Source organism: Amycolatopsis mediterranei, from assembly GCF_026017845.1.
GTDB classification, from domain to species: domain Bacteria; phylum Actinomycetota; class Actinomycetes; order Mycobacteriales; family Pseudonocardiaceae; genus Amycolatopsis; species Amycolatopsis mediterranei.
Genome location: NZ_CP100416.1, coordinates 734,630 through 752,190, shown reverse-complemented (window position 1 = coordinate 752,190; position 17,561 = coordinate 734,630). Strand labels below are relative to the sequence as shown.

Sequence of the window (17,561 nt, the reverse complement as noted above, 5' to 3'; positions counted from 1 at the left end):
GGTGGTCCCGGCGGTCCGGGTGGCGTTCCCGGTGGCCCTGGCGGACCCGGTGGCCTTCCCGGCGGTGTGCCCGGCGGACCCGGTGGCGGTCCCGGCGGACCCGGCATGCCCCCGCGCGGTCCCGGCGGTCCCGGTCCCGGTCCCGGTCCCGGTCCGGGTGGGCCTGGAGGACGTCCGGGCGGCCCGGGTGGTCCCGGAGGCGGCGGTCCCGGTGGCCCGGGTGGTCCCGGTGGCCCTGGCGGCCCCGGAGGCGGCGGTCCCGGCGGTCCTGGCGGCGGTGGCCCGGGCGGTCCCGGTGGTGGCCCCGGCGGCCCTCAAGGGCCCGACGACAGCGGTTCCGCCACTCCCCCGCCCGGCCCGGCCCGGGTGGCTCCGCCCGCGCGGCGGCGCTCCGCCGGCGTCACCCTCGGCCCGCTGCCCGTGGCCAACCTGGTCGTGCTCGAAGTCGGCCTCGCGATCGGCCTGGTCCTGCTCGCGATCGACATGTCGCTCAAGTACGTCGGCATCGGCATCGCCGGCTTCGCCCTCATCGTCGCGCTGCTGCGCTGGCGCGGCCGCTGGTTCACCCAGTGGGTCGGCCTGACGCTGCGCTACACCTTCCGCTCGCACGACCGGGTCGCGGACCCGCTGCCGCCGAGCACCGTCGAAGCCATGACCGCCGAAGAGACCACGGTCACCGGCCCCGACGACGCCCGCGTGAACCTGCTCCGCATCGCCGTGCCGGACCTCGTCGTCGCGCACGGCGTCGACCACGAGCGCCAGCAGGTCGGCCTCGCCTGGAACGACGGCACGTGGACGGCGGTGCTGCTCGTCGAGCCGGCGCCGGCGTTGATCACCCAGGCCGACGGCGCGCCGAGCCTGCCGCTGTCGGCGCTGGCGCCCTGCCTCGAAGACCGCGGCGTGGTCCTCGACTCGATCCAGATGATCTGGCACTGCTACCCGGGCAGCGCGGCGCTGCCGTCGGACTCGCCGGCGCTGAGCTCCTACATGGAGGTGCTGGGGCCGCTGCCCGCGGCGGCCCGGCGCACGACGTGGGTGGCGATCCGGCTCGACCCGCGGCGGTGCCCGGCGGCGATCCGCGAGCGTGGCGGCGGCGTCGTCGGCGCCCACCGCGCGCTGATCGGGGCGCTGTCGCGGGTGCGCAACGCGCTGGAGTCCCAGGGCGTGCCGACCCGGCCGCTCGACCCGGACGAACTGCTGCGGGCGGGCATTTCCGCCGCGGAGCTGACGTCGGTGGCGGGCTCGCCCACCAAGGTGACGATGCAGGAACGCTGGTCCGGCGTGACCGCGGCCGGGATCGGCCACGCGAGCTACGCCATCACCGGCTGGCCGAAGGGCAAGGTCACCAACAGCCTGAACGCGCTGACGAGCGTCCGTGCGCTGTCGGCAACGCTCGCGATGTCGATTTCCCCGGCGTCCGACGAGGGCAAGATCGGGCTGCGCGGCGTGGTCCGGTTGAGCGCGCGCAACCCGCGTGAGCTCGACGCCGCCGACCAGCGGCTGCAGGGGCTGGCCGAGCGGCTGGGCGTGGACCTGACACCGCTGCGCGGCTTGCAGGTCTCCGCGTTCGCCGCGACTTTGCCGATCGGAGGGACAGCATGAGGGAGCTTGCGACCGAATCATTCAACACTGCGTCTTCGGCGAAGGCCGCGCCGAGCGTCAGCGAGGTGTGCGCATGAGTTCGCGCGTCCGCGATGCGGGGCAGAACAGCGGTGTGGCGCCGGAATTCACGGTGGATCCGGCGATGCTCGACGCGATCAGCCCCTCGGGTGACCGCGGCGGCATCGTGCTCGGCTCGGGCCTCAAGGGCGAGCCGCTGACGATCTCGGCGTTGCGCTCGACCCCCACCCGGATCGTGCTCGTGGGCGGGCTCTACCTGGCCCGCCAGGTGGCCATGCGCGCGATGGCGGTCGGCGCCTGGGTCGTCGTCGCCACCGGGCGCCCGACCGAGTGGCAGGTGCTCTCCCGGGCGGCCGGCCTCCGCGACGGGCGGCCGTCGCCGCTGGTGCAGATCCGGCGGCTGTCGCCGGTCGAGCTGCCGCGGCCGTCGGAGGACGCGCCGCTGCTGGTGGTGACCGACGGCGGCCCGACGCCGCAGGACCTGTTCCCGCCCCGCTCGCCCTGGCAGACGACGATCTACGTGCTCCCGTACCTGCACCCCCAGGCGGGCATGACGGCCAACGCGGCGGACCTGGTGCTGATGCAGCGCCTCCCGGCCGGCCAGGCCGAGCTGGCGGGCCGGATCTGGAACCTGCCGCCCCAGATGATGCGCCAGCTGACGACGTTGAAGGACGACCAGGTGGTGGCCTTGGGCCGCAACCTCTGGCGGCCGTTGCGGCTGGTCACGACGGGCAAGGAGCAGCAGCTCCTCGGCCCGGTCCGCCGCGGCGACTGACCCATGCAGTGAATGACTCATTCCTGGCGTCTGACGTCAGGAATGAGTCATTCACTGCATCGGGACGGGCTAGAGCGAGGTGCGGACGTTGCGGGTTTGCTCCGCGCGCGCGGCCAGTTCGGCGTCCGGGGGGTAGTCCACGCCCAGGAGGGTGAGGCCGTGGGCGGGCGCGACCGCGCTGTCGCGGATGCCACTCTCCAGGACCTTCGCGGGCCACGCGTCGGTGCGGCGGCCGTCGCCGACCAGGAGGAGCACGCCCACCAGGCTGCGGACCATCGAGTGGCAGAACGCGTCCGCCGAGACCCGGACCTCCAGCAGGTGCTCGTCCACCCGCGTCCATTCCAGGCGCTGCAGCTCACGGATCGTCGTGCCCGTCTCGCGCTGCTTGCAGTAGGCCGCGAAGTCGTGCAGGCCCAGCAGTTCCGCGGCGGCGGCGTTCATCGCGTCCGTCGAGAGTGGACGGTTCCAGGCCAGGGTGTCGTGGCGGCGCAACGGGTCCACGCCCCACGGGGCGTCCGAGACGCGGTAGCGGTAGTGCCGCCGCACCGCGGAGAACCGGGCGTCGAAGCCCTCGGGAGCGATCCGGGCACCCAGCACGCGCACATCTCCCGGCAGCAGGCGGTTCCAGCGGCCCGCCATGCGCGTCAGGTCCGGGATGCCCTCGGCGAAGACCGGAACCCGGCCTGCGGAGCCCGGAGCGAGCGGCACGACGTCGACGTGGACCACCTGGCCGGTGGCGTGCACCCCGGCGTCCGTACGGCCCGCCACGACGACGGACTTCGGCACCCCGGCCCCCGGTGGCTGCCGCTGCAGGGCCTCCTCCAGGACGCCTTGGACCGTCCGGCGGCCCGGCTGCCGGGCCCAGCCCGAGAAGCCCGTGCCGTCGTAGGAGACGTCCAGGCGCAGACGAACGAGCCCGCCCTCCCCGAGGGGAGTGGCGGGCTCGTCCGGTGTCGAATCGGCCGTCAGGACGTCAGTCCTTCTTGGCGTCGGCGTCGGTCTCCTCCGAGGCCGGAGCCTCGGTGGTCTCCTCGGCCTTGGCCTCCTCGGCAGCGGGAGCCTCCTCGGCCGGAGCCTCGGTGGTCTCCTCGGCAACCGGGGCGGCGGCCTTCTCGTCCTTGGCGAACTTCGTCTTGCGGGCGCGCTCGGCCTCGGACGTCACGGTCTTCTCGGACACCAGCTCGATGACGGCCATGGCGGCGTTGTCGCCCTTGCGCGCCATCGTCTTGGTGATCCGGGTGTAGCCGCCCGGACGCTCCGCGAAGTGCGGACCGATCTCGGCGAACAGCTTGTGCACGACGTCCTTGTCACGGACGACCTTCTGCACCTGACGGCGGTTGTGCAGGTCGCCCCGCTTCGCCTTCGTGATCAGCTTCTCGGCCAGCGGGCGGACCCGGCGGGCCTTCGCCTCGGTGGTCGTGATCTTGCCGTGCTCGAACAGCTGCGTGGCCAAGTTGGCCAGGATCAGCCGCTCGTGCGCGGACGACCCGCCGAGCCGGGCTCCCTTGGTAGGGGTGGGCATTGGTTCTCCTACTAGTTCAGCTCGCAGCGTCCAGGCACAGAGCCCTAGAGCTGCTCGGTCTCTGCGTAGTCCTGGCCATCGTCGTGGCCGTCCGAAATCCCGTCGGCGATGCCACCGACACCCTCCGACCAGCCTTCACCGTCGTAGCTGGCCGCAGCCGCGGTCGGGTCGAACCCGGGCGGGCTGTCCTTCAGCGCGAGACCGAGACCGACGAGCTTGAGCTTGACCTCGTCGATCGACTTGGCGCCGAAGTTGCGGATGTCGAGCAGGTCCGCCTCGCTGCGCGAGACGAGCTCGCCCACCGTGTGGATGCCTTCGCGCTTGAGGCAGTTGTACGACCGGACGGTGAGGTCCAGGTCCTCGATCGGCATCGCGTAGGCGGCGATGGTGTCCGCTTCCTGCGGCGACGGGCCGATCTCGATGCCCTCGGCGTCGACGTTCAGCTCGCGGGCGAGGCCGAACAGCTCCACCAGCGTCTTGCCGGCCGACGCGACCGCGTCGCGCGGCGTGATCGACGGCTTGGTCTCGACGTCCAGGATCAGCTTGTCGAAGTCGGTGCGCTGCTCGACACGGGTAGCCTCGACCTTGTAGGTCACCTTGAGCACCGGCGAGTAGATCGAGTCGACCGGGATCCGGCCGATCTCCGCGCCCGCCTGCTTGTTCTGCAGGGCCGGAACGTAACCGCGGCCGCGCTCGACGACGAGCTCGATCTCGAGCTTGCCCTTGCCGTTCAGCGACGCGATGTGCAGATCCGGGTTGTGCACGGTGACACCCGCCGGCGGCACGATGTCGGCCGCCGTGACCTCACCGGGGCCCTGCTTGCGCAGGTACATGGTGACCGGCTCGTCCTCTTCCGAGGACACCACGAGCTCCTTGAGGTTCAGGATGATGTCGGTGACGTCTTCCTTCACCCCGGGAACGGTGGTGAACTCGTGCAGCACGCCGTCGATGCGGATGCTCGTCACGGCCGCGCCCGGGATGGACGACAGCAGCGTACGACGCAGCGAGTTGCCGAGCGTGTAGCCGAAGCCGGGCTCCAGCGGTTCGATGGTGAACCGGGAGCGGGTCTCGTTGACCGTCTCTTCGCCGAGAGCCGGCCGCTGGGAAATCAGCATTTCTTCCTAATTCCTTTCCAGACGACGCCCGCCATATGACGTCGAAGGGATGGCGCGGCGGCGGCGCACCTGTTGCGCCGCCGCCCGTACTCCAGCCGAGGGCCAGACTACTTCGAGTAGAGCTCGACGATCAGCTGTTCCTGGACCGGAACGTCGATCTGCGCACGCTCCGGCAGCTGGTGGACCAGCACGCGGAGGTTGGACTGGACGACCTGCAGCCACGCCGGGATCGGGCGGTCGCCGAAGGACTCCTTGGCCACGACGAAGGGCAGCATCGAGAACGACTTCGGCCGCACGTCGATGATGTCCCACTTGGTGACCTGGTACGACGGGACGTTGACCTTGACGCCGTTGACCAGGAAGTGGCCGTGGCTCACCAGCTGACGCGCCTGACGGCGGGTGCGGGCGATGCCGGCGCGGTAGATCACGTTGTCCAGGCGGGACTCGAGGATCTGGAGCAGGTTCTCACCGGTCTTGCCAGGACGCCGGACGGCTTCCTTGTAATACCGGACGAACTGACGCTCGAGAACGCCGTAGGTGTAGCGAGCCTTCTGCTTCTCCTGCGACTGCAGGAGGTACTCGGACTCCTTGATGCGCCCGCGGCCGTGCTGGCCCGGCGGGTAGGGGCGACGCTCGAAAGCCTGGTCGCCGCCGATGAGGTCAACCTTGAGGCGACGCGAAATACGCGTCGCGGGGCCGGTGTAACGAGCCATTTCTTCTTACTCCTCCCCGTTCCTCAGACCCGGCGCCGCTTGGGCGGGCGGCAGCCGTTGTGAGGCTGCGGGGTCACGTCCTGGATGGTGCCGACCTCGAGGCCGGCCGCCTGCAGCGAGCGGATCGCCGTCTCGCGGCCCGAACCCGGGCCCTTCACGAAGACGTCGACCTTCTTCATGCCGTGTTCGGCGGCCTTGCGAGCAGCGTTCTCGGCGGCCATCTGCGCGGCGAACGGGGTGGACTTGCGGGAGCCCTTGAAGCCCACGTGCCCACTCGACGCCCACGCGATCACGGCACCGGTCGGGTCCGTGATCGAGACGATGGTGTTGTTGAAGGTGCTCTTGATGTGCGCGTGACCGTGCGCAACATTCTTCTTTTCCTTGCGGCGGACCTTCTTGGCCCCGGCCGCAGTACGAGACTTCGGTGGCATGTTGTGAGGGATCTCCTGTTAGCGCGCGTTCTCTTGGTGAGCGGCGACCGCTTCGGCCTGTCCGCGCCGGATGATCGAACCGGCGTCGGTGTACAGGTTGCGGAGCGCCATCGGGCGGGCGTAGAGCGCCTTGGGCGAGACACAAGCCGAGCCGCGGCGCTGAACGCCACCCATCTGCACGACCTTCTTGCCCTGGACGCTCACTTCTTGCCAGCCTTCTTCTTGCCGGCGACCGTCTTCTTCGGACCCTTGCGGGTACGGGCGTTGGTCTTCGTGCGCTGACCACGGACGGGAAGTCCGCGGCGCCAGCGAAGGCCCTCGTAGCACCCGATCTCGATCTTCCGACGGATGTCGGCGTTCACCTCACGGCGAAGGTCACCCTCGACCTTGAAGTTCTCTTCGATGTACACACGCAGCTTCGCGAGGTCGTCATCGCTGAGGTCTTTGACGCGGGTGTCCGCGTTGAGCTCGGCAGCCTTGATGAGCTGCTTCGAGCGGGTACGGCCGATGCCGTAGATGTAGGTAAGCGCGATCTCCAACCGCTTTTCGCGGGGGAGGTCTACGCCAGCGAGTCGTGCCATTGGCGTTGATGCTCCTTCTTCGGTTTCCTCTTCAGGTCTGCTCCCCGTCCGGTTCCGGGACCGACTCGCCTGTCGTGCCCTCGGCTTGCGCTTCGGGTGTCCCGGCCCCGGCCTGAAGCCCGGGGGTGAACCGGACCACTCGCGTGGCCCGGCAGGTGCGGGGAGGGTGTGTAGCCGTCAAGCCACTCTGCTTCGAGTGCTGGAGATCAGCCCTGCCGCTGCTTGTGCCGCAGGTTCTCGCAGATCACCATGATCCGGCCGTGACGGCGGATCACCTTGCACTTGTCGCAGATCTTCTTGACGCTCGGCTGGACCTTCACGTCTTCTGCTCTCCTGCTGTTGAGCTGCTCTTCGTGATCACTTGTAGCGGTAGACGATGCGACCACGAGAGAGGTCGTAGGGCGAGAGCTCCACGACAACCCTGTCCTCCGGCAGGATGCGGATGTAGTGCTGCCGCATCTTGCCGCTGATGTGTGCCAGGACCTTGTGGCCGTTCTCCAACTCGACGCGGAACATCGCGTTGGGGAGCGGCTCGACTACGCGGCCTTCGACCTCGATGGCCCCGTCTTTCTTCGCCATGTCCTCCGCATTTCCTTAGTCGACACTGCCTGTCGCTACACCTTGTGATCAACTTCGAGCACTAGTGCTGGGTTGGGTGTTGCGTGACACACTGGTGCCCGAGTCCCAGTACCGTGAATTCACGAGCGCGCAGGATCCGGGCGCGATAAGTGCGCCGACTTGACAGTGTACGCACGTCGTGTCGCGACCCCCAAACCGGGGGTGAACATGGTAGGAGATCACGGCGGCCAGGCGCCCCGAATGGGTGAAAGCGCAGGTCAGGCGTCTTCGGGGGCCGTGAGCACCCAGGGGCCGTCTTCGGTGATGGCGACGGTGTGCTCCCAGTGGGCCGCGCGGGAGCCGTCGGCCGTGACGACCGTCCAGCCGTCGTCCAGCTCGCGGGTTTCGCCGCCGCCGCCGGTCAGCATCGGCTCGATCGCCAGCGCCATGCCGGGCTTCAGCCGCGGGCCCTTGCCGGGCTTGCCGACGTTGGGCAGGAACGGGTCCATGTGCATCTGGCGGCCGATGCCGTGGCCGCCGTACTCGACGATCATCCCGTACTCGATGCCGTCGTCGCGGGCCGCGCGCTCGGCGGCGGACTGGACGGCGTAGGAGATGTCGGTGAGCCGGCCGCCGGCGCGGACCGCCTCGATGCCGGCCCACATCGCCGCCTCGGTCGCCGCGGACAGCGCCAGGTCGGCGTCGGAGACCTGGCCGATGGCCAGCGTCACCGCGGAGTCGCCGTGCCAGCCGTCGAGGATGGCGCCGCAGTCGACGGAGATGATGTCGCCGTCGGCCAGCACCTGGGTCTTCGCCGGGATGCCGTGGACGATCTGCTCGTTCACCGACGCGCAGATCGACGCCGGGAAACCGTGGTAGCCCTTGAACGACGGCACCGCGCCGGCGTCCCGGATCGTCTGCTCGGCCAGCTCGTCGAGCTCGGCGGTGCTGACGCCCGGCTTCGCCGCGGCACGGACCGACGCGAGCGTGCGGGCGACCACGAGGCCCGCGGCCCGCATCGCCTGCAGCTCGTCCGGGGTCTTGACTTCGATCATGCGCCCACGCCGGAGCACTTGCAGAACACGCAATCCTCCGAGGTTCACGTGCGGTCGCGCAGCGCTTTCAGCACCCGGCCGGAGATCTCTTCGACACTGCCGACACCGTCGACGGTCACCAGGATGTCGGCGTAGTACTCCAGCAGCGGCGCGGTGTCCGACACGTAGATCTGCTGACGGCGGCGGATGACCTCTTCGGTGTCGTCCGCGCGGCCGCGCGACATGAGCCGCCCGACGACGACGTCCTCCGGGACCTGCAGCTGGATCACCGCGTCGAGCGAGACGTCCGCGTCGCCCAGGATCTCGCCGAGGACCTCGGCCTGCTTGGTGTTGCGGGGGAAGCCGTCGAGCAGGAAGCCGACCTTGGCGTCCGGCTCGGCGAGCCGCTCGCGGACCATTTCGTTGGTCACCGAGTCCGGCACGAGCTCACCCGAGTCCAGGTAGCGCTTCGCTTCCTGGCCGAGCGGGGTCTCCTGGCCGACGTGCGCGCGGAACAGGTCACCGGTGGAGATGTGCGGGACACGCAGCTGCTCGGACAGGGCCACCGCCTGCGTGCCCTTGCCCGCGCCGGGCGGGCCCACGAGAACCAGGCGCGTCACTTCAAGAACCCTTCGTAGTTGCGCTGCATCAGCTGGCTCTCGATCTGCTTGACGGTGTCGAGACCGACACCGACCATGATCAGCACAGCCGTGCCACCGAACGGGAAGTTCTGGTTGTTCCCGCTACCGGTCAACGACAGGAAGAAGTTCGGAAGAATCGCGATGATGCCCAGGTAGAGCGAACCCGGCAGGGTGATCCGGCCGAGCACGAAGCTCAGGTACTCCGCGGTCGGGCGGCCCGGGCGGATGCCCGGGATGAAGCCGCCGAACTTCTTCATCTCTTCCGCACGCTCGTCCACGTTGAACGTGATCGTGATGTAGAAGTACGTGAAGAAGATGATCAGGGCGAAGTACAGCGCGATGTGCACCCAGCTGGACTGGTTCACGATGTAGTTCTTGATGAACACCTGCCAGCCGGAGTTGGCGTTCTGGTCGCCGACGAGGCGGCTGATCAGGTCCGGCAGGTACAGCAGGGACGACGCGAAGATGACCGGGATGACGCCGGCCTGGTTCACCTTGATCGGCAGGTAGGTCGACGTGCCGCCGTACATCCGGCGGCCGATCATGCGCTTGGCGTACTGCACCGGGATCCGGCGCTGCCCCTGCTCGACGAAGATGACGCTGGCGATGATCACCAGGCCGAAGACGCAGACGATCGCCAGGCCGACGCCACCGGCGTTGCTGAGGATGTTGCCGCCCTCGACCGGGATGCGCGCCGCGATGTTCAGGAAGATCAGGACGGACATGCCGTTGCCGACGCCGCGCTCGGTGATCAGCTCGCCCAGCCACATCATGACGGCGGTGCCCGCGGTCATCGTGATGACGATGATGGCCAGCGAGTAGACGCTGTTGTCCGGGATGATCGGCGACTGGCAGTCGGGGAAGAGCTGCTTGCGGTCCGCGAGCGCGACCACACCGGTGGCCTGCAGGATCGCCAGCGCGATCGTCAGGTACCGGGTGTACTGGGTCAGCTTGCCCTGGCCGGACTGCCCTTCCTTCTTCAGCTCCTCGAACCGCGGGATGACCACGGTGAGCAGCTGGATGATGATGCTCGCCGTGATGTACGGCATGATGCCGGTCGAGAAGAGCGACAGCTGCAGCAGCGCACCACCGCTGAACAGGTTCAGCAGCTGGTAGACGCCCTCCTGCTGCGCCTGTGAGCTACAGGCCTGTACGGCACCGTACGAGATGCCGGGCGCCGGAATGGTCGCACCGATTCGGTAAACCGCGACGATGGCTAGCGTGAACAGGATCTTCTTGCGTAGATCCGGCGTCGCGAGAGCCGAGCGGAAGGCGCTGAGCACGCGGGGGACCTCCTCGGCGTCGTCGGCTGTCCTAACCGACGATCGGCTTGGCCGGCACGGGGCCGGCAGGAACACACAGCACTACTGGCACGCAAGCCAGGAACGCTTCGGGGCACACTCGTCCCGAAGCGTGTCGCCGACTCTAACAGCTTCACAGGGCGTGTCCGCAGTCCGTGTGGGTTTTCCGTACCAAGGTTGCTCCGGCGGGTTGATCCACATCGCCGGACCCGCCGGAATCCTTGACAGATTGTGGATCAAGCGCTGGACGTCGCGAGCACGCCGGCCAGGCCGACGAGGACCACGCCGGTGCCTCGATCGACGTTGCGCCGGGCCCGCCGGGTGAGCTTGATCGTCTTCACCGCGGCGCCGGCGAAGACGTAGACCGAGCCGGCCAGGAACTCGGCCAGCAGGTAGCCCGCGCCGAGCAGCGCGAGCTGCCCCGAAAACGACCCGCGACCTGGGTCGATGAACTGCGGGACGAAGGCCGTGAAGATCAGGATCGCCTTCGGATTGGTGAGCGCGACACCGAACTCCTTGCGGGTGACACGCCACGCCGTCATGGGTGTCGCGGGCAGCTCGGTGGCACTGCTTTTCCCCCGAAAGGTGGACCAGAGCAGGCGGACGCCGAGGTAGAGCAGGTAGGCGGCGCCGGCCCACTTGATGATCGTCAGCGCGGTCTCGGACGCGGCCAGGAGCTGCCCCAGCCCGGCCGCCACGGCGGCGATCAACAGGGTGAAAGCGGCCAGCCGGCCGCCGAGCCCGGCGAGGCCACGGCGAACACCGTGCGTCATGCCGTGGTGGAGGCCGAGCAGGTTGTTCGCCCCTGGCGTAAGAGCGACGAGCACGGACGCGCCGAAGAAGACCCACACACCGCCACGGTAGCGGCGATCAGGGCTGTTCGTCGTCCGGCGGCAGGACGGTGATGGCGACCCCGGAGGGCGGCGTCGGGGTGTCGGCGTAGGCGAGCGCCGGATCGGCCCAGCCGGGCTGCTGCCGCCGGGGCAGGTACGCGACGACCGCGGCGGCCGCGGCCGCGACGGTGCCGCCGATCAGCAGCCACATGCCCGGCGCCGTGGTGACCGTCAGCTCGTCCCGACGGGCGAGGACGGACCACCCGATCCCGTTCGTGCCGACGGTGATCACCACGCCGGCGGTGAAGACGGCCCCCGCGGACACCAGCCACCGGCCGAGCCGGTGCTCCGGGCGCGTGAAGGCGGCGAGCGCGGCGGCGACCAGGAGGACGGCGGCGAAGAGGAGCGGGGCGCCGACCGGTGCGCCGGGCTGGTCGGTGACTTCCTGGTTCGGCATCACGTAGGTGTGGCCCCAGGCGGTCTCGGTGATGAGCAAGTCGGTGTCCAGGAACCGCTGGCCGTTGCCGATGTGTTCACGGATCTGGAAGAGCGGGAGGAACGACCCGAGCGCGGTCATGAAGGCGGCGACGACGGCGAGGACGGGCGGGGCGAACCGCAGGACGGATGCCGGGACGGGAGTCGGCAGCAGCTCGGCGGCCGGCGGCAGCAGCAGCGGAGGCGGCTCGGCGCCGGGCACGGCCCCTGCTCCCGATCCCGGGAGCTGGGCGACGGGGTACGGCAGCTCGGCGGGGTGGAAGGGCGCTCCGGTGGGCGCAGACGCGGCGCCGGGGAATGGGAGGGGCGGGGCTTGGAGCGGCGCATCGGCGGACGGGAATGCGGATTGCAGGGGCGCTTCGGGCCGCGGCGGCTCGGCGGGAACCCACAGCGGCTCATCGGCAGGCTGCGCAGCGCCGGGCGAGGATGCTTCAGGCCGCGAAGCCTCCGCCGGGAACCGCAGCGGCTCGGCCTGCGGCACGCCCGCTCCCGGCTCGAGGCCGGCGGGCGGCGGTGCCTCGACCGGGAAGCTCAGCGGCGACTCGGCGTCGTCGGGCTGTGCTGCGGGCTCCTGCGGCGGTCTGTCCACCCTGCGATCTTCCGTCCGGATTCCCTTCCCGGCAAGGAACCGCCGTCAGGAGCAGACGGCGAAGGCCCGCCTGGCAGAGCCAGACGGGCCTTCGAAACCAACGACCTCAGTTGGTGGTGGCGGAGCCACCGGCCGCTTCGAGCTTCTCCTTGGCGGAGCCGGAGAACGCGTCGGCGGTGATGTCCAGCTTGACGCCGTTCACGTCGCCGTTGCCGAGCACCTTCACCAGCTTGCCCTTGCGGACCAGACCGCCCTTGACCAGCTCGTCGGCGCCGATGGTGCCGCCGTCCGGGAAGACGCGGGCGATGTCGCCCACGTTCACCGGCTGGTACTCGGTGCGGAAGCGGTTCTTGAAGCCGCGCAGCTTCGGGAGCCGCATCTGGATGGGCATCTGCCCACCCTCGAACCGGGCCGGCACGTTCTTCCGGGCCTTGGTGCCCTTCGTACCGCGACCGGCCGTCTTACCCTTCGAACCCTCACCACGACCGACGCGGATCTTGTCGCGCTTGGCGCCCGGAGCCGGACGCAGGTGGTGGATCTTGATGGCCGTCATGCCTGGACCTCCTCGACCTCCACCAGGTGGCGGACGGTGTGGATCAGGCCGCGCACCTGGGGGGTGTCATCACGCACGACGCTCTGGCGGATCTTGCGCAGCCCGAGGGTGCGCAGCGACTCGCGGTGAGCGTGCTTCGTGCCGATCTTGCTCTTGACCTGGGTGACCTTGAGCTGAGCCATGTCAGACCCCCTGGCCCGCGCGCTGGCGCAGCATCCGGGCCGGAGCGACGTCCTCGAGCGGGAGACCGCGGCGGGCCGCGACCTCTTCGGGACGCTGCAGACCCTTCAGGGCCGCCACGGTCGCGTGCACGATGTTGATCGCGTTGTCGGAGCCGAGCGACTTCGACAGCACGTCGTGGACACCCGCGCACTCCAGCACGGCACGCACCGGGCCACCGGCGATGACGCCGGTACCGGCGGAAGCCGGGCGGAGCAGGACGACACCAGCGGCTTCCTCACCCGTGATCGGGTGGGGAATGGTGCCGCCGACGCGGGGAACGCGGAAGAAGTTCTTCTTCGCTTCCTCGACGCCCTTGGCGATCGCCGCGGGAACTTCCTTGGCCTTGCCGTAGCCGACGCCGACCTGACCGTCGCCGTCGCCGACGACCACCAGGGCGGTGAAGCTGAAGCGACGACCACCCTTGACGACCTTGGCGACGCGGTTGATCGTCACGACCTTCTCGAGGTGCGGGGTCTTGTCCTGGCCGGCCCCGCCACGGCCGCTGTCGCGCCGGTCCCGGCCGCCACCGCGACGTTCATTGCGGTCGTTGCCGCCCTGCCCGCCGGGTCCGCCCTGTCCGCCGCCGAATTGCCGTGTACGTCCCGGCATCAGGCTTTCCTTCCATTAACGAGCATCTGCATCAGAACTCCAACCCCGCCTCACGGGCGGCGTCGGCGAGCGCGGCGATGCGGCCGTGGTAGGCGTTGCCCCCACGGTCGAACACCACAGCCGAGATCCCGGCGTTCTTGGCCCGCGCCGCGACGAGTTCCCCGACCTTGGCGGCCTTGGCCTTCTTGTCGCCGTCGAACGACCGGATGTCCGCCTCGAGGGTGGACGCCGACACCAGCGTGTGGCCGGCGAGGTCGTCGATGACCTGCACGGCGATGTGCCGCGAGGACCGCTTGACGACCAGGCGCGGACGCTGCTCGGTGCCCGAGACCTTCTTGCGGAGCCGGAAGTGCCGACGGGCCTTCGCGACGCGGCGGCGGGTCGAGATGTCCTTGCCCACCGGCTTGCGCTTCGTAGTCGTGTCGCTCATGATCACTTACCCGTCTTTCCGACCTTGCGGCGGATCTTCTCACCCTCGTAGCGCAGGCCCTTGCCCTTGTACGGGTCCGGGCGCCGCAGCTTGCGGATGACGGCCGAGATCTGGCCGACCTTCTGCTTGTCGATGCCCGAGACCGAGAACCGGGTGGGGGTCTCCACCTTGAAGGTGATGCCCTCCGGGGCCTCGATCTTGACCGGGTGCGAGTAACCGAGGGCGAACTCGAGGTCCGAACCCTTGGCCTGCACGCGGTAACCCACGCCGTGGATTTCCATCTTCTTCTCGTAGCCGGCGGTGACGCCGACGACGAGGTTGTTCACCAGCGTGCGGGTGAGTCCGTGCAGCGCCTTGCTGGTGCGCTCGTCATCCGGGCGCTTGACCAGCAGCGTGCCGTCCTCGTCGCGCTCGACGGTGATCGGCTCGGCGACGGTGTGCTCGAGGGTGCCCTTGGGCCCCTTGACCTTGATCTGCTGACCGTCGATGGTCACCTCGACCCCGGAAGGGACGGCGACCGGCAGCTTTCCGATGCGTGACATGCCTGTTCCCCTTCCCTTACCAGACGTAGGCGAGGACTTCGCCGCCCACGCTGTTGCGCTTGGCCTGCCGGTCCGTCTGCAGGCCACCGGACGTCGAGATGATCGCGATGCCCAGGCCGCCGAGCACGGACGGCAGTTCGGTCGATTTTGCGTAGACCCGCAGACCGGGCTTGGAGACGCGCCGCAGGCCGGCGATGCTCCGCTCACGGTTGGGGCCGTACTTGAGCTCGACGACGAGGTTCTTGTGCTTCTCGCCCGGCTCGTCGTGGTAACCCGCGATGTAGCCCTCGCGCTTGAGGATCTCGGCGATGTTCGCCTTGAGCTTCGAGTGCGGGAGCTTGACCTCGTCGTGGTACGCCGAGTTCGCGTTGCGCAGACGCGTCAAGAAGTCTGCGATGGGGTCGGTCATCGTCATGGTGACCTGTCAACCTTTCTCGCCTGGTTCCCCGCCGCCCGGTGCACGGGCGGCGGGGCCTGTGGCGAAGTGGGAGTTAAGAAAGAAGCTCTTACCAGCTGGACTTGCGGACGCCGGGCAGCTCGCCCGCGTGCGCCATCTCGCGAAGGCAGATCCGGCAGAGCCCGAACTTGCGGAACACGGCGTGCGGGCGGCCGCACCGCTGGCAGCGGGTGTAGGCGCGCACGGCGAACTTCGGCTTCTTCGCGGCCTTGTGGACCAGTGCTTTCTTGGCCATCGGCTCAGTTCTCCTTGAACGGGAAGCCGAGCTTGCGCAGCAGCGCCCGGCCCTCGTCGTCGTTCGTGGCGGTCGTGACGACGGTGACGTCCATGCCGCGCGGGCGGTCGATGGAGTCGGGGTCGATCTCGTGGAACATCGACTGCTCGTTGAGACCGAAGGTGTAGTTGCCGTGGCCGTCGAACTGCTTCGGCGAAAGCCCGCGGAAGTCGCGGATACGCGGCAGCGCGATGGTCAGCAGCCGGTCGAGGAACTCCCACATGCGGTCGCCGCGCAGCGTGACGCGCGCACCGATCGGCTGGCCTTCACGCAGCTTGAACTGCGCGATGGACTTGCGGGCCTTCCGGACTTCCGGCTTCTGGCCGGTGATCAGCGCGAGGTCCTTGACCGCGCCCTCGATCAGCTTGCTGTCGCGGGCGGCGTCGCCGACGCCCATGTTCACGACGACCTTCGTCACGCCCGGGATCTGGTGGACGTTGGCGAAGGAGAACTCAGCCTGCAGCTGGCCCTTGATTTCCTCGCGGTAGCGCACCTTGAGGCGCGGCGAGGTCTTCTCTGCGGTGGTCATCAGATGTCCTTACCGTTCCGGCGCGAGATCCGGACCTTCTTGCCGTCCTCGCCGATGCGGTAACCCACCCGGGCCGGCTTGCCGTCCGAGTCGACGACCATCACGTTCGAGACGTGGATGGGCGCCTCCTGCGTGACGATGCCGCCGGACTGCGCGCCGCGCTGGGTCTGGCTGATCCGCGTGTGCTTCTTGATCCGGTTCACGCCCTCGACCAGCACGCGCTCGCGCTCCGGGTAAGCCTGGATGACCTTGCCCTTGGCGCCCTTGTCCTTGCCGGCGATGACGACGACCGTGTCGCCCTTCTTCACCTTCATCACAGCACCTCCGGCGCGAGCGAAATGATCTTCATGAACTTTCGGTCGCGCAGCTCACGGCCCACCGGGCCGAAGATGCGGGTGCCGCGGGGCTCGTTGTCGTTCTTGATGAGCACGGCGGCGTTCTCGTCGAACCGGATGTAGGAACCGTCCGGACGACGGCGCTCCTTGACCGTGCGGACGATGACGGCCTTGACGACGTCGCCCTTCTTCACCCCGGCAGCCGGGATGGCGTCCTTCACGGTGGCGACGATGATGTCGCCGATGCCGGCGTAGCGCCGCCCGGAGCCACCGAGAACGCGGATGCAGAGGATTTCCTTCGCACCCGTGTTGTCGGCTACCCGAAGCCGCGACTCCTGCTGGATCACGTCAACTCCTGTATGTCGCGCCGGTTCTCGCCCGCTTGTGAGGTTTCACGGTTTGTGAGCCTCACAGTGGCGAGCCTTGCGGAACTAAAGACTCTCGATGAGAGCCCTGCTTACTTGGCCTTCTCCACGATCTGCACCAGGCGCCACCGCTTCGTCGCCGACAGCGGGCGGGTCTCCATCAGGGTGACCCGGTCGCCCACGCCCGCCTCGTTGTTCTCGTCGTGCACCTTCACCTTGGTGGTGGAGCGGACGACCTTCGAGTAACGGGGGTGCTTCTTGCGGTCCTCAAGCTCGACCACGATCGTCTTGTTCATCTTGTCCGAGACGACGTAGCCCTCGCGGACCTTACGGTCGTTCCGGGCCGGCGTCTCGGTGGTGGGCTCGCTCATGCGGCACCTTCACTCTCGGCGTCGGGGGCAACGGACAGGCCGAGTTCGCGCTCGCGCATGACCGTGTAGATCCGCGCGATGTCCGTGCGGACGGTGCGCAGACGGCGGTTGTTGTCGAGCTGCCCGGTCGCCATCTGGAAGCGGAGGTTGAACAGCTCCTCCTTGTATTCCTTCAGACGCAGGACGAGCTCTTCCGCGGTGAGCTCACGCAGCTCCGATGCCTGTGCGGCACCTGCGTTAGCCATCAGAACTCACCACCTTCACGGGTCACGATGCGGCACTTCATGGGCAGCTTGTGGATCGCGCGGCGCAGCGCCTCGCGAGCCGTCTCCTCGTTCGGGAACGAGATCTCGAACATCACGCGACCCGGCTTCACGTTGGCGATCCACCACTCGGGCGAACCCTTACCGGAACCCATCCGGGTCTCGGCCGGCTTCTTGGTCAGCGGGCGGTCCGGGTAGATCGTCGTCCACACCTTGCCACCACGCTTGATGTGACGGGTCATGGCGATACGAGCGGACTCGATCTGCCGGTTCGTCACGTAGCTGTGCTCAAGCGCCTGGATGCCGTACTCGCCGAAGCTGACCTTCGTGCCACCCTTGGCGGCGCCGTGGCGCTTCGGGGAGTGCTGCTTCCGGTGCTTGACCCTGCGCGGGATGAGCACGT

Annotated in this window: 29 protein-coding genes; 2 read left to right on the top strand and 27 right to left on the bottom strand. The window is 68.9% G+C overall.

Annotated elements, in window-relative coordinates; all coding sequences use genetic code 11:
• Window positions 1-420 precede the first annotated feature (420 nt).
• Both eccE and ISP_RS03650 read left to right on the top strand, forming a co-directional pair.
• Window positions 421-1,602: a type VII secretion protein EccE gene (gene eccE, locus ISP_RS03655; RefSeq protein WP_034285947.1), complete on the top strand. Its 1,182-nt coding sequence runs from the start codon at window positions 421-423 to the stop codon at window positions 1,600-1,602.
• A 73-nt stretch (window positions 1,603-1,675) separates the two neighbouring features.
• Window positions 1,676-2,395 (top strand): hypothetical protein, encoded by a 720-nt coding sequence (locus ISP_RS03650; protein WP_013222627.1) that lies wholly within the window; start codon window positions 1,676-1,678, stop codon window positions 2,393-2,395.
• Window positions 2,396-2,464: 69 nt separating this feature from the next.
• On the opposite strand, the gene truA is transcribed toward ISP_RS03650, so the two are convergent.
• From truA to rplP, 27 genes are all read right to left on the bottom strand, one after another.
• Window positions 2,465-3,295, bottom strand: a complete 831-nt coding sequence (gene truA, locus ISP_RS03645; protein WP_080582959.1) for a tRNA pseudouridine(38-40) synthase TruA — start codon at window positions 3,293-3,295, stop codon at window positions 2,465-2,467.
• A 73-nt stretch (window positions 3,296-3,368) separates the two neighbouring features.
• The gene (gene rplQ / locus ISP_RS03640) at window positions 3,369-3,917 is read right to left on the bottom strand and encodes a 50S ribosomal protein L17 (RefSeq protein WP_013222625.1); all 549 of its coding nucleotides are present in this window, start codon (window positions 3,915-3,917) and stop codon (window positions 3,369-3,371) included.
• A gap of 44 nt (window positions 3,918-3,961) precedes the next feature.
• Window positions 3,962-5,032 (bottom strand): DNA-directed RNA polymerase subunit alpha, encoded by a 1,071-nt coding sequence (locus ISP_RS03635; protein ID WP_004558887.1) that lies wholly within the window; start codon window positions 5,030-5,032, stop codon window positions 3,962-3,964.
• A gap of 107 nt (window positions 5,033-5,139) precedes the next feature.
• Window positions 5,140-5,745 (bottom strand): 30S ribosomal protein S4, encoded by a 606-nt coding sequence (gene rpsD / locus ISP_RS03630; RefSeq protein WP_013222624.1) that lies wholly within the window; start codon window positions 5,743-5,745, stop codon window positions 5,140-5,142.
• Between the two features lie 23 nt (window positions 5,746-5,768).
• Window positions 5,769-6,176 carry a 30S ribosomal protein S11 gene (gene rpsK / locus ISP_RS03625; protein ID WP_004558885.1) on the bottom strand — a complete coding sequence of 136 codons (408 nt, stop codon included), beginning with the start codon at window positions 6,174-6,176 and terminating at the stop codon, window positions 5,769-5,771.
• Between the two features lie 18 nt (window positions 6,177-6,194).
• Window positions 6,195-6,380: a hypothetical protein gene (locus ISP_RS03620; RefSeq protein ID WP_013222623.1), complete on the bottom strand. Its 186-nt coding sequence runs from the start codon at window positions 6,378-6,380 to the stop codon at window positions 6,195-6,197.
• Window positions 6,377-6,757: a 30S ribosomal protein S13 gene (gene rpsM, locus ISP_RS03615; RefSeq protein ID WP_034285908.1), complete on the bottom strand. Its 381-nt coding sequence runs from the start codon at window positions 6,755-6,757 to the stop codon at window positions 6,377-6,379. The genes ISP_RS03620 and rpsM overlap by 4 nt, the downstream gene beginning before the upstream one ends.
• Window positions 6,758-6,963: 206 nt before the next feature.
• Window positions 6,964-7,077, bottom strand: coding sequence for a 50S ribosomal protein L36 (rpmJ, locus tag ISP_RS03610; RefSeq protein WP_004558882.1), 114 nt, complete (start codon window positions 7,075-7,077; stop codon window positions 6,964-6,966).
• A 37-nt stretch (window positions 7,078-7,114) separates the two neighbouring features.
• Window positions 7,115-7,336 carry a translation initiation factor IF-1 gene (gene infA / locus ISP_RS03605; RefSeq protein WP_004558881.1) on the bottom strand — a complete coding sequence of 74 codons (222 nt, stop codon included), beginning with the start codon at window positions 7,334-7,336 and terminating at the stop codon, window positions 7,115-7,117.
• Between the two features lie 257 nt (window positions 7,337-7,593).
• Entirely contained in the window at window positions 7,594-8,370 is a 777-nt protein-coding gene (gene map, locus ISP_RS03600; RefSeq protein WP_013222621.1) for a type I methionyl aminopeptidase, read from the bottom strand.
• A 44-nt stretch (window positions 8,371-8,414) separates the two neighbouring features.
• Window positions 8,415-8,969, bottom strand: a complete 555-nt coding sequence (locus ISP_RS03595) for an adenylate kinase (RefSeq protein ID WP_013222620.1) — start codon at window positions 8,967-8,969, stop codon at window positions 8,415-8,417.
• On the bottom strand, window positions 8,966-10,273 hold the full coding sequence (gene secY, locus ISP_RS03590; RefSeq protein ID WP_013222619.1) for a preprotein translocase subunit SecY: 1,308 nt from the start codon (window positions 10,271-10,273) through the stop codon (window positions 8,966-8,968). Before secY ends, ISP_RS03595 begins: the two co-directional genes overlap by 4 nt.
• Window positions 10,274-10,527: 254 nt before the next feature.
• Window positions 10,528-11,142 carry a LysE family translocator gene (locus tag ISP_RS03585; protein WP_013222618.1) on the bottom strand — a complete coding sequence of 205 codons (615 nt, stop codon included), beginning with the start codon at window positions 11,140-11,142 and terminating at the stop codon, window positions 10,528-10,530.
• Window positions 11,143-11,161: 19 nt separating this feature from the next.
• Window positions 11,162-12,208: a hypothetical protein gene (locus ISP_RS03580; RefSeq protein WP_230468701.1), complete on the bottom strand. Its 1,047-nt coding sequence runs from the start codon at window positions 12,206-12,208 to the stop codon at window positions 11,162-11,164.
• Between the two features lie 106 nt (window positions 12,209-12,314).
• Window positions 12,315-12,761 carry a 50S ribosomal protein L15 gene (gene rplO, locus ISP_RS03575; RefSeq protein ID WP_013222616.1) on the bottom strand — a complete coding sequence of 149 codons (447 nt, stop codon included), beginning with the start codon at window positions 12,759-12,761 and terminating at the stop codon, window positions 12,315-12,317.
• Window positions 12,758-12,943 carry a 50S ribosomal protein L30 gene (gene rpmD / locus ISP_RS03570; protein WP_013222615.1) on the bottom strand — a complete coding sequence of 62 codons (186 nt, stop codon included), beginning with the start codon at window positions 12,941-12,943 and terminating at the stop codon, window positions 12,758-12,760. The genes rplO and rpmD overlap by 4 nt, the downstream gene beginning before the upstream one ends.
• Window position 12,944: 1 nt before the next feature.
• Window positions 12,945-13,592 (bottom strand): 30S ribosomal protein S5, encoded by a 648-nt coding sequence (gene rpsE / locus ISP_RS03565; RefSeq protein WP_013222614.1) that lies wholly within the window; start codon window positions 13,590-13,592, stop codon window positions 12,945-12,947.
• A 31-nt stretch (window positions 13,593-13,623) separates the two neighbouring features.
• Window positions 13,624-14,022, bottom strand: a complete 399-nt coding sequence (gene rplR, locus ISP_RS03560) for a 50S ribosomal protein L18 (RefSeq protein ID WP_034285945.1) — start codon at window positions 14,020-14,022, stop codon at window positions 13,624-13,626.
• Window positions 14,023-14,024: 2 nt separating this feature from the next.
• Entirely contained in the window at window positions 14,025-14,564 is a 540-nt protein-coding gene (gene rplF, locus ISP_RS03555) for a 50S ribosomal protein L6 (protein WP_013222612.1), read from the bottom strand.
• A 16-nt stretch (window positions 14,565-14,580) separates the two neighbouring features.
• Entirely contained in the window at window positions 14,581-14,979 is a 399-nt protein-coding gene (gene rpsH, locus ISP_RS03550; protein ID WP_004558871.1) for a 30S ribosomal protein S8, read from the bottom strand.
• 91 nt (window positions 14,980-15,070) lie between these two features.
• Complete coding sequence (locus ISP_RS03545; RefSeq protein ID WP_004558870.1) at window positions 15,071-15,256, bottom strand: type Z 30S ribosomal protein S14; 186 nt, start codon at window positions 15,254-15,256, stop codon at window positions 15,071-15,073.
• Window positions 15,257-15,260: 4 nt separating this feature from the next.
• A complete protein-coding gene (rplE, locus tag ISP_RS03540; protein WP_013222611.1) occupies window positions 15,261-15,824 on the bottom strand; it encodes a 50S ribosomal protein L5 in 564 nt (187 codons plus the stop codon).
• Window positions 15,824-16,138, bottom strand: a complete 315-nt coding sequence (gene rplX / locus ISP_RS03535; protein ID WP_013222610.1) for a 50S ribosomal protein L24 — start codon at window positions 16,136-16,138, stop codon at window positions 15,824-15,826. The genes rplE and rplX overlap by 1 nt, the downstream gene beginning before the upstream one ends.
• Complete coding sequence (gene rplN, locus ISP_RS03530) at window positions 16,138-16,506, bottom strand: 50S ribosomal protein L14 (RefSeq protein ID WP_004558867.1); 369 nt, start codon at window positions 16,504-16,506, stop codon at window positions 16,138-16,140. Before rplN ends, rplX begins: the two co-directional genes overlap by 1 nt.
• Before the next feature lie 110 nt (window positions 16,507-16,616).
• Window positions 16,617-16,895 carry a 30S ribosomal protein S17 gene (rpsQ, locus tag ISP_RS03525; RefSeq protein ID WP_013222609.1) on the bottom strand — a complete coding sequence of 93 codons (279 nt, stop codon included), beginning with the start codon at window positions 16,893-16,895 and terminating at the stop codon, window positions 16,617-16,619.
• Complete coding sequence (gene rpmC, locus ISP_RS03520; RefSeq protein ID WP_013222608.1) at window positions 16,892-17,140, bottom strand: 50S ribosomal protein L29; 249 nt, start codon at window positions 17,138-17,140, stop codon at window positions 16,892-16,894. Before rpmC ends, rpsQ begins: the two co-directional genes overlap by 4 nt.
• A complete protein-coding gene (gene rplP / locus ISP_RS03515; RefSeq protein ID WP_004558864.1) occupies window positions 17,140-17,559 on the bottom strand; it encodes a 50S ribosomal protein L16 in 420 nt (139 codons plus the stop codon). The genes rpmC and rplP overlap by 1 nt, the downstream gene beginning before the upstream one ends.
• Window positions 17,560-17,561 lie beyond the last annotated feature (2 nt).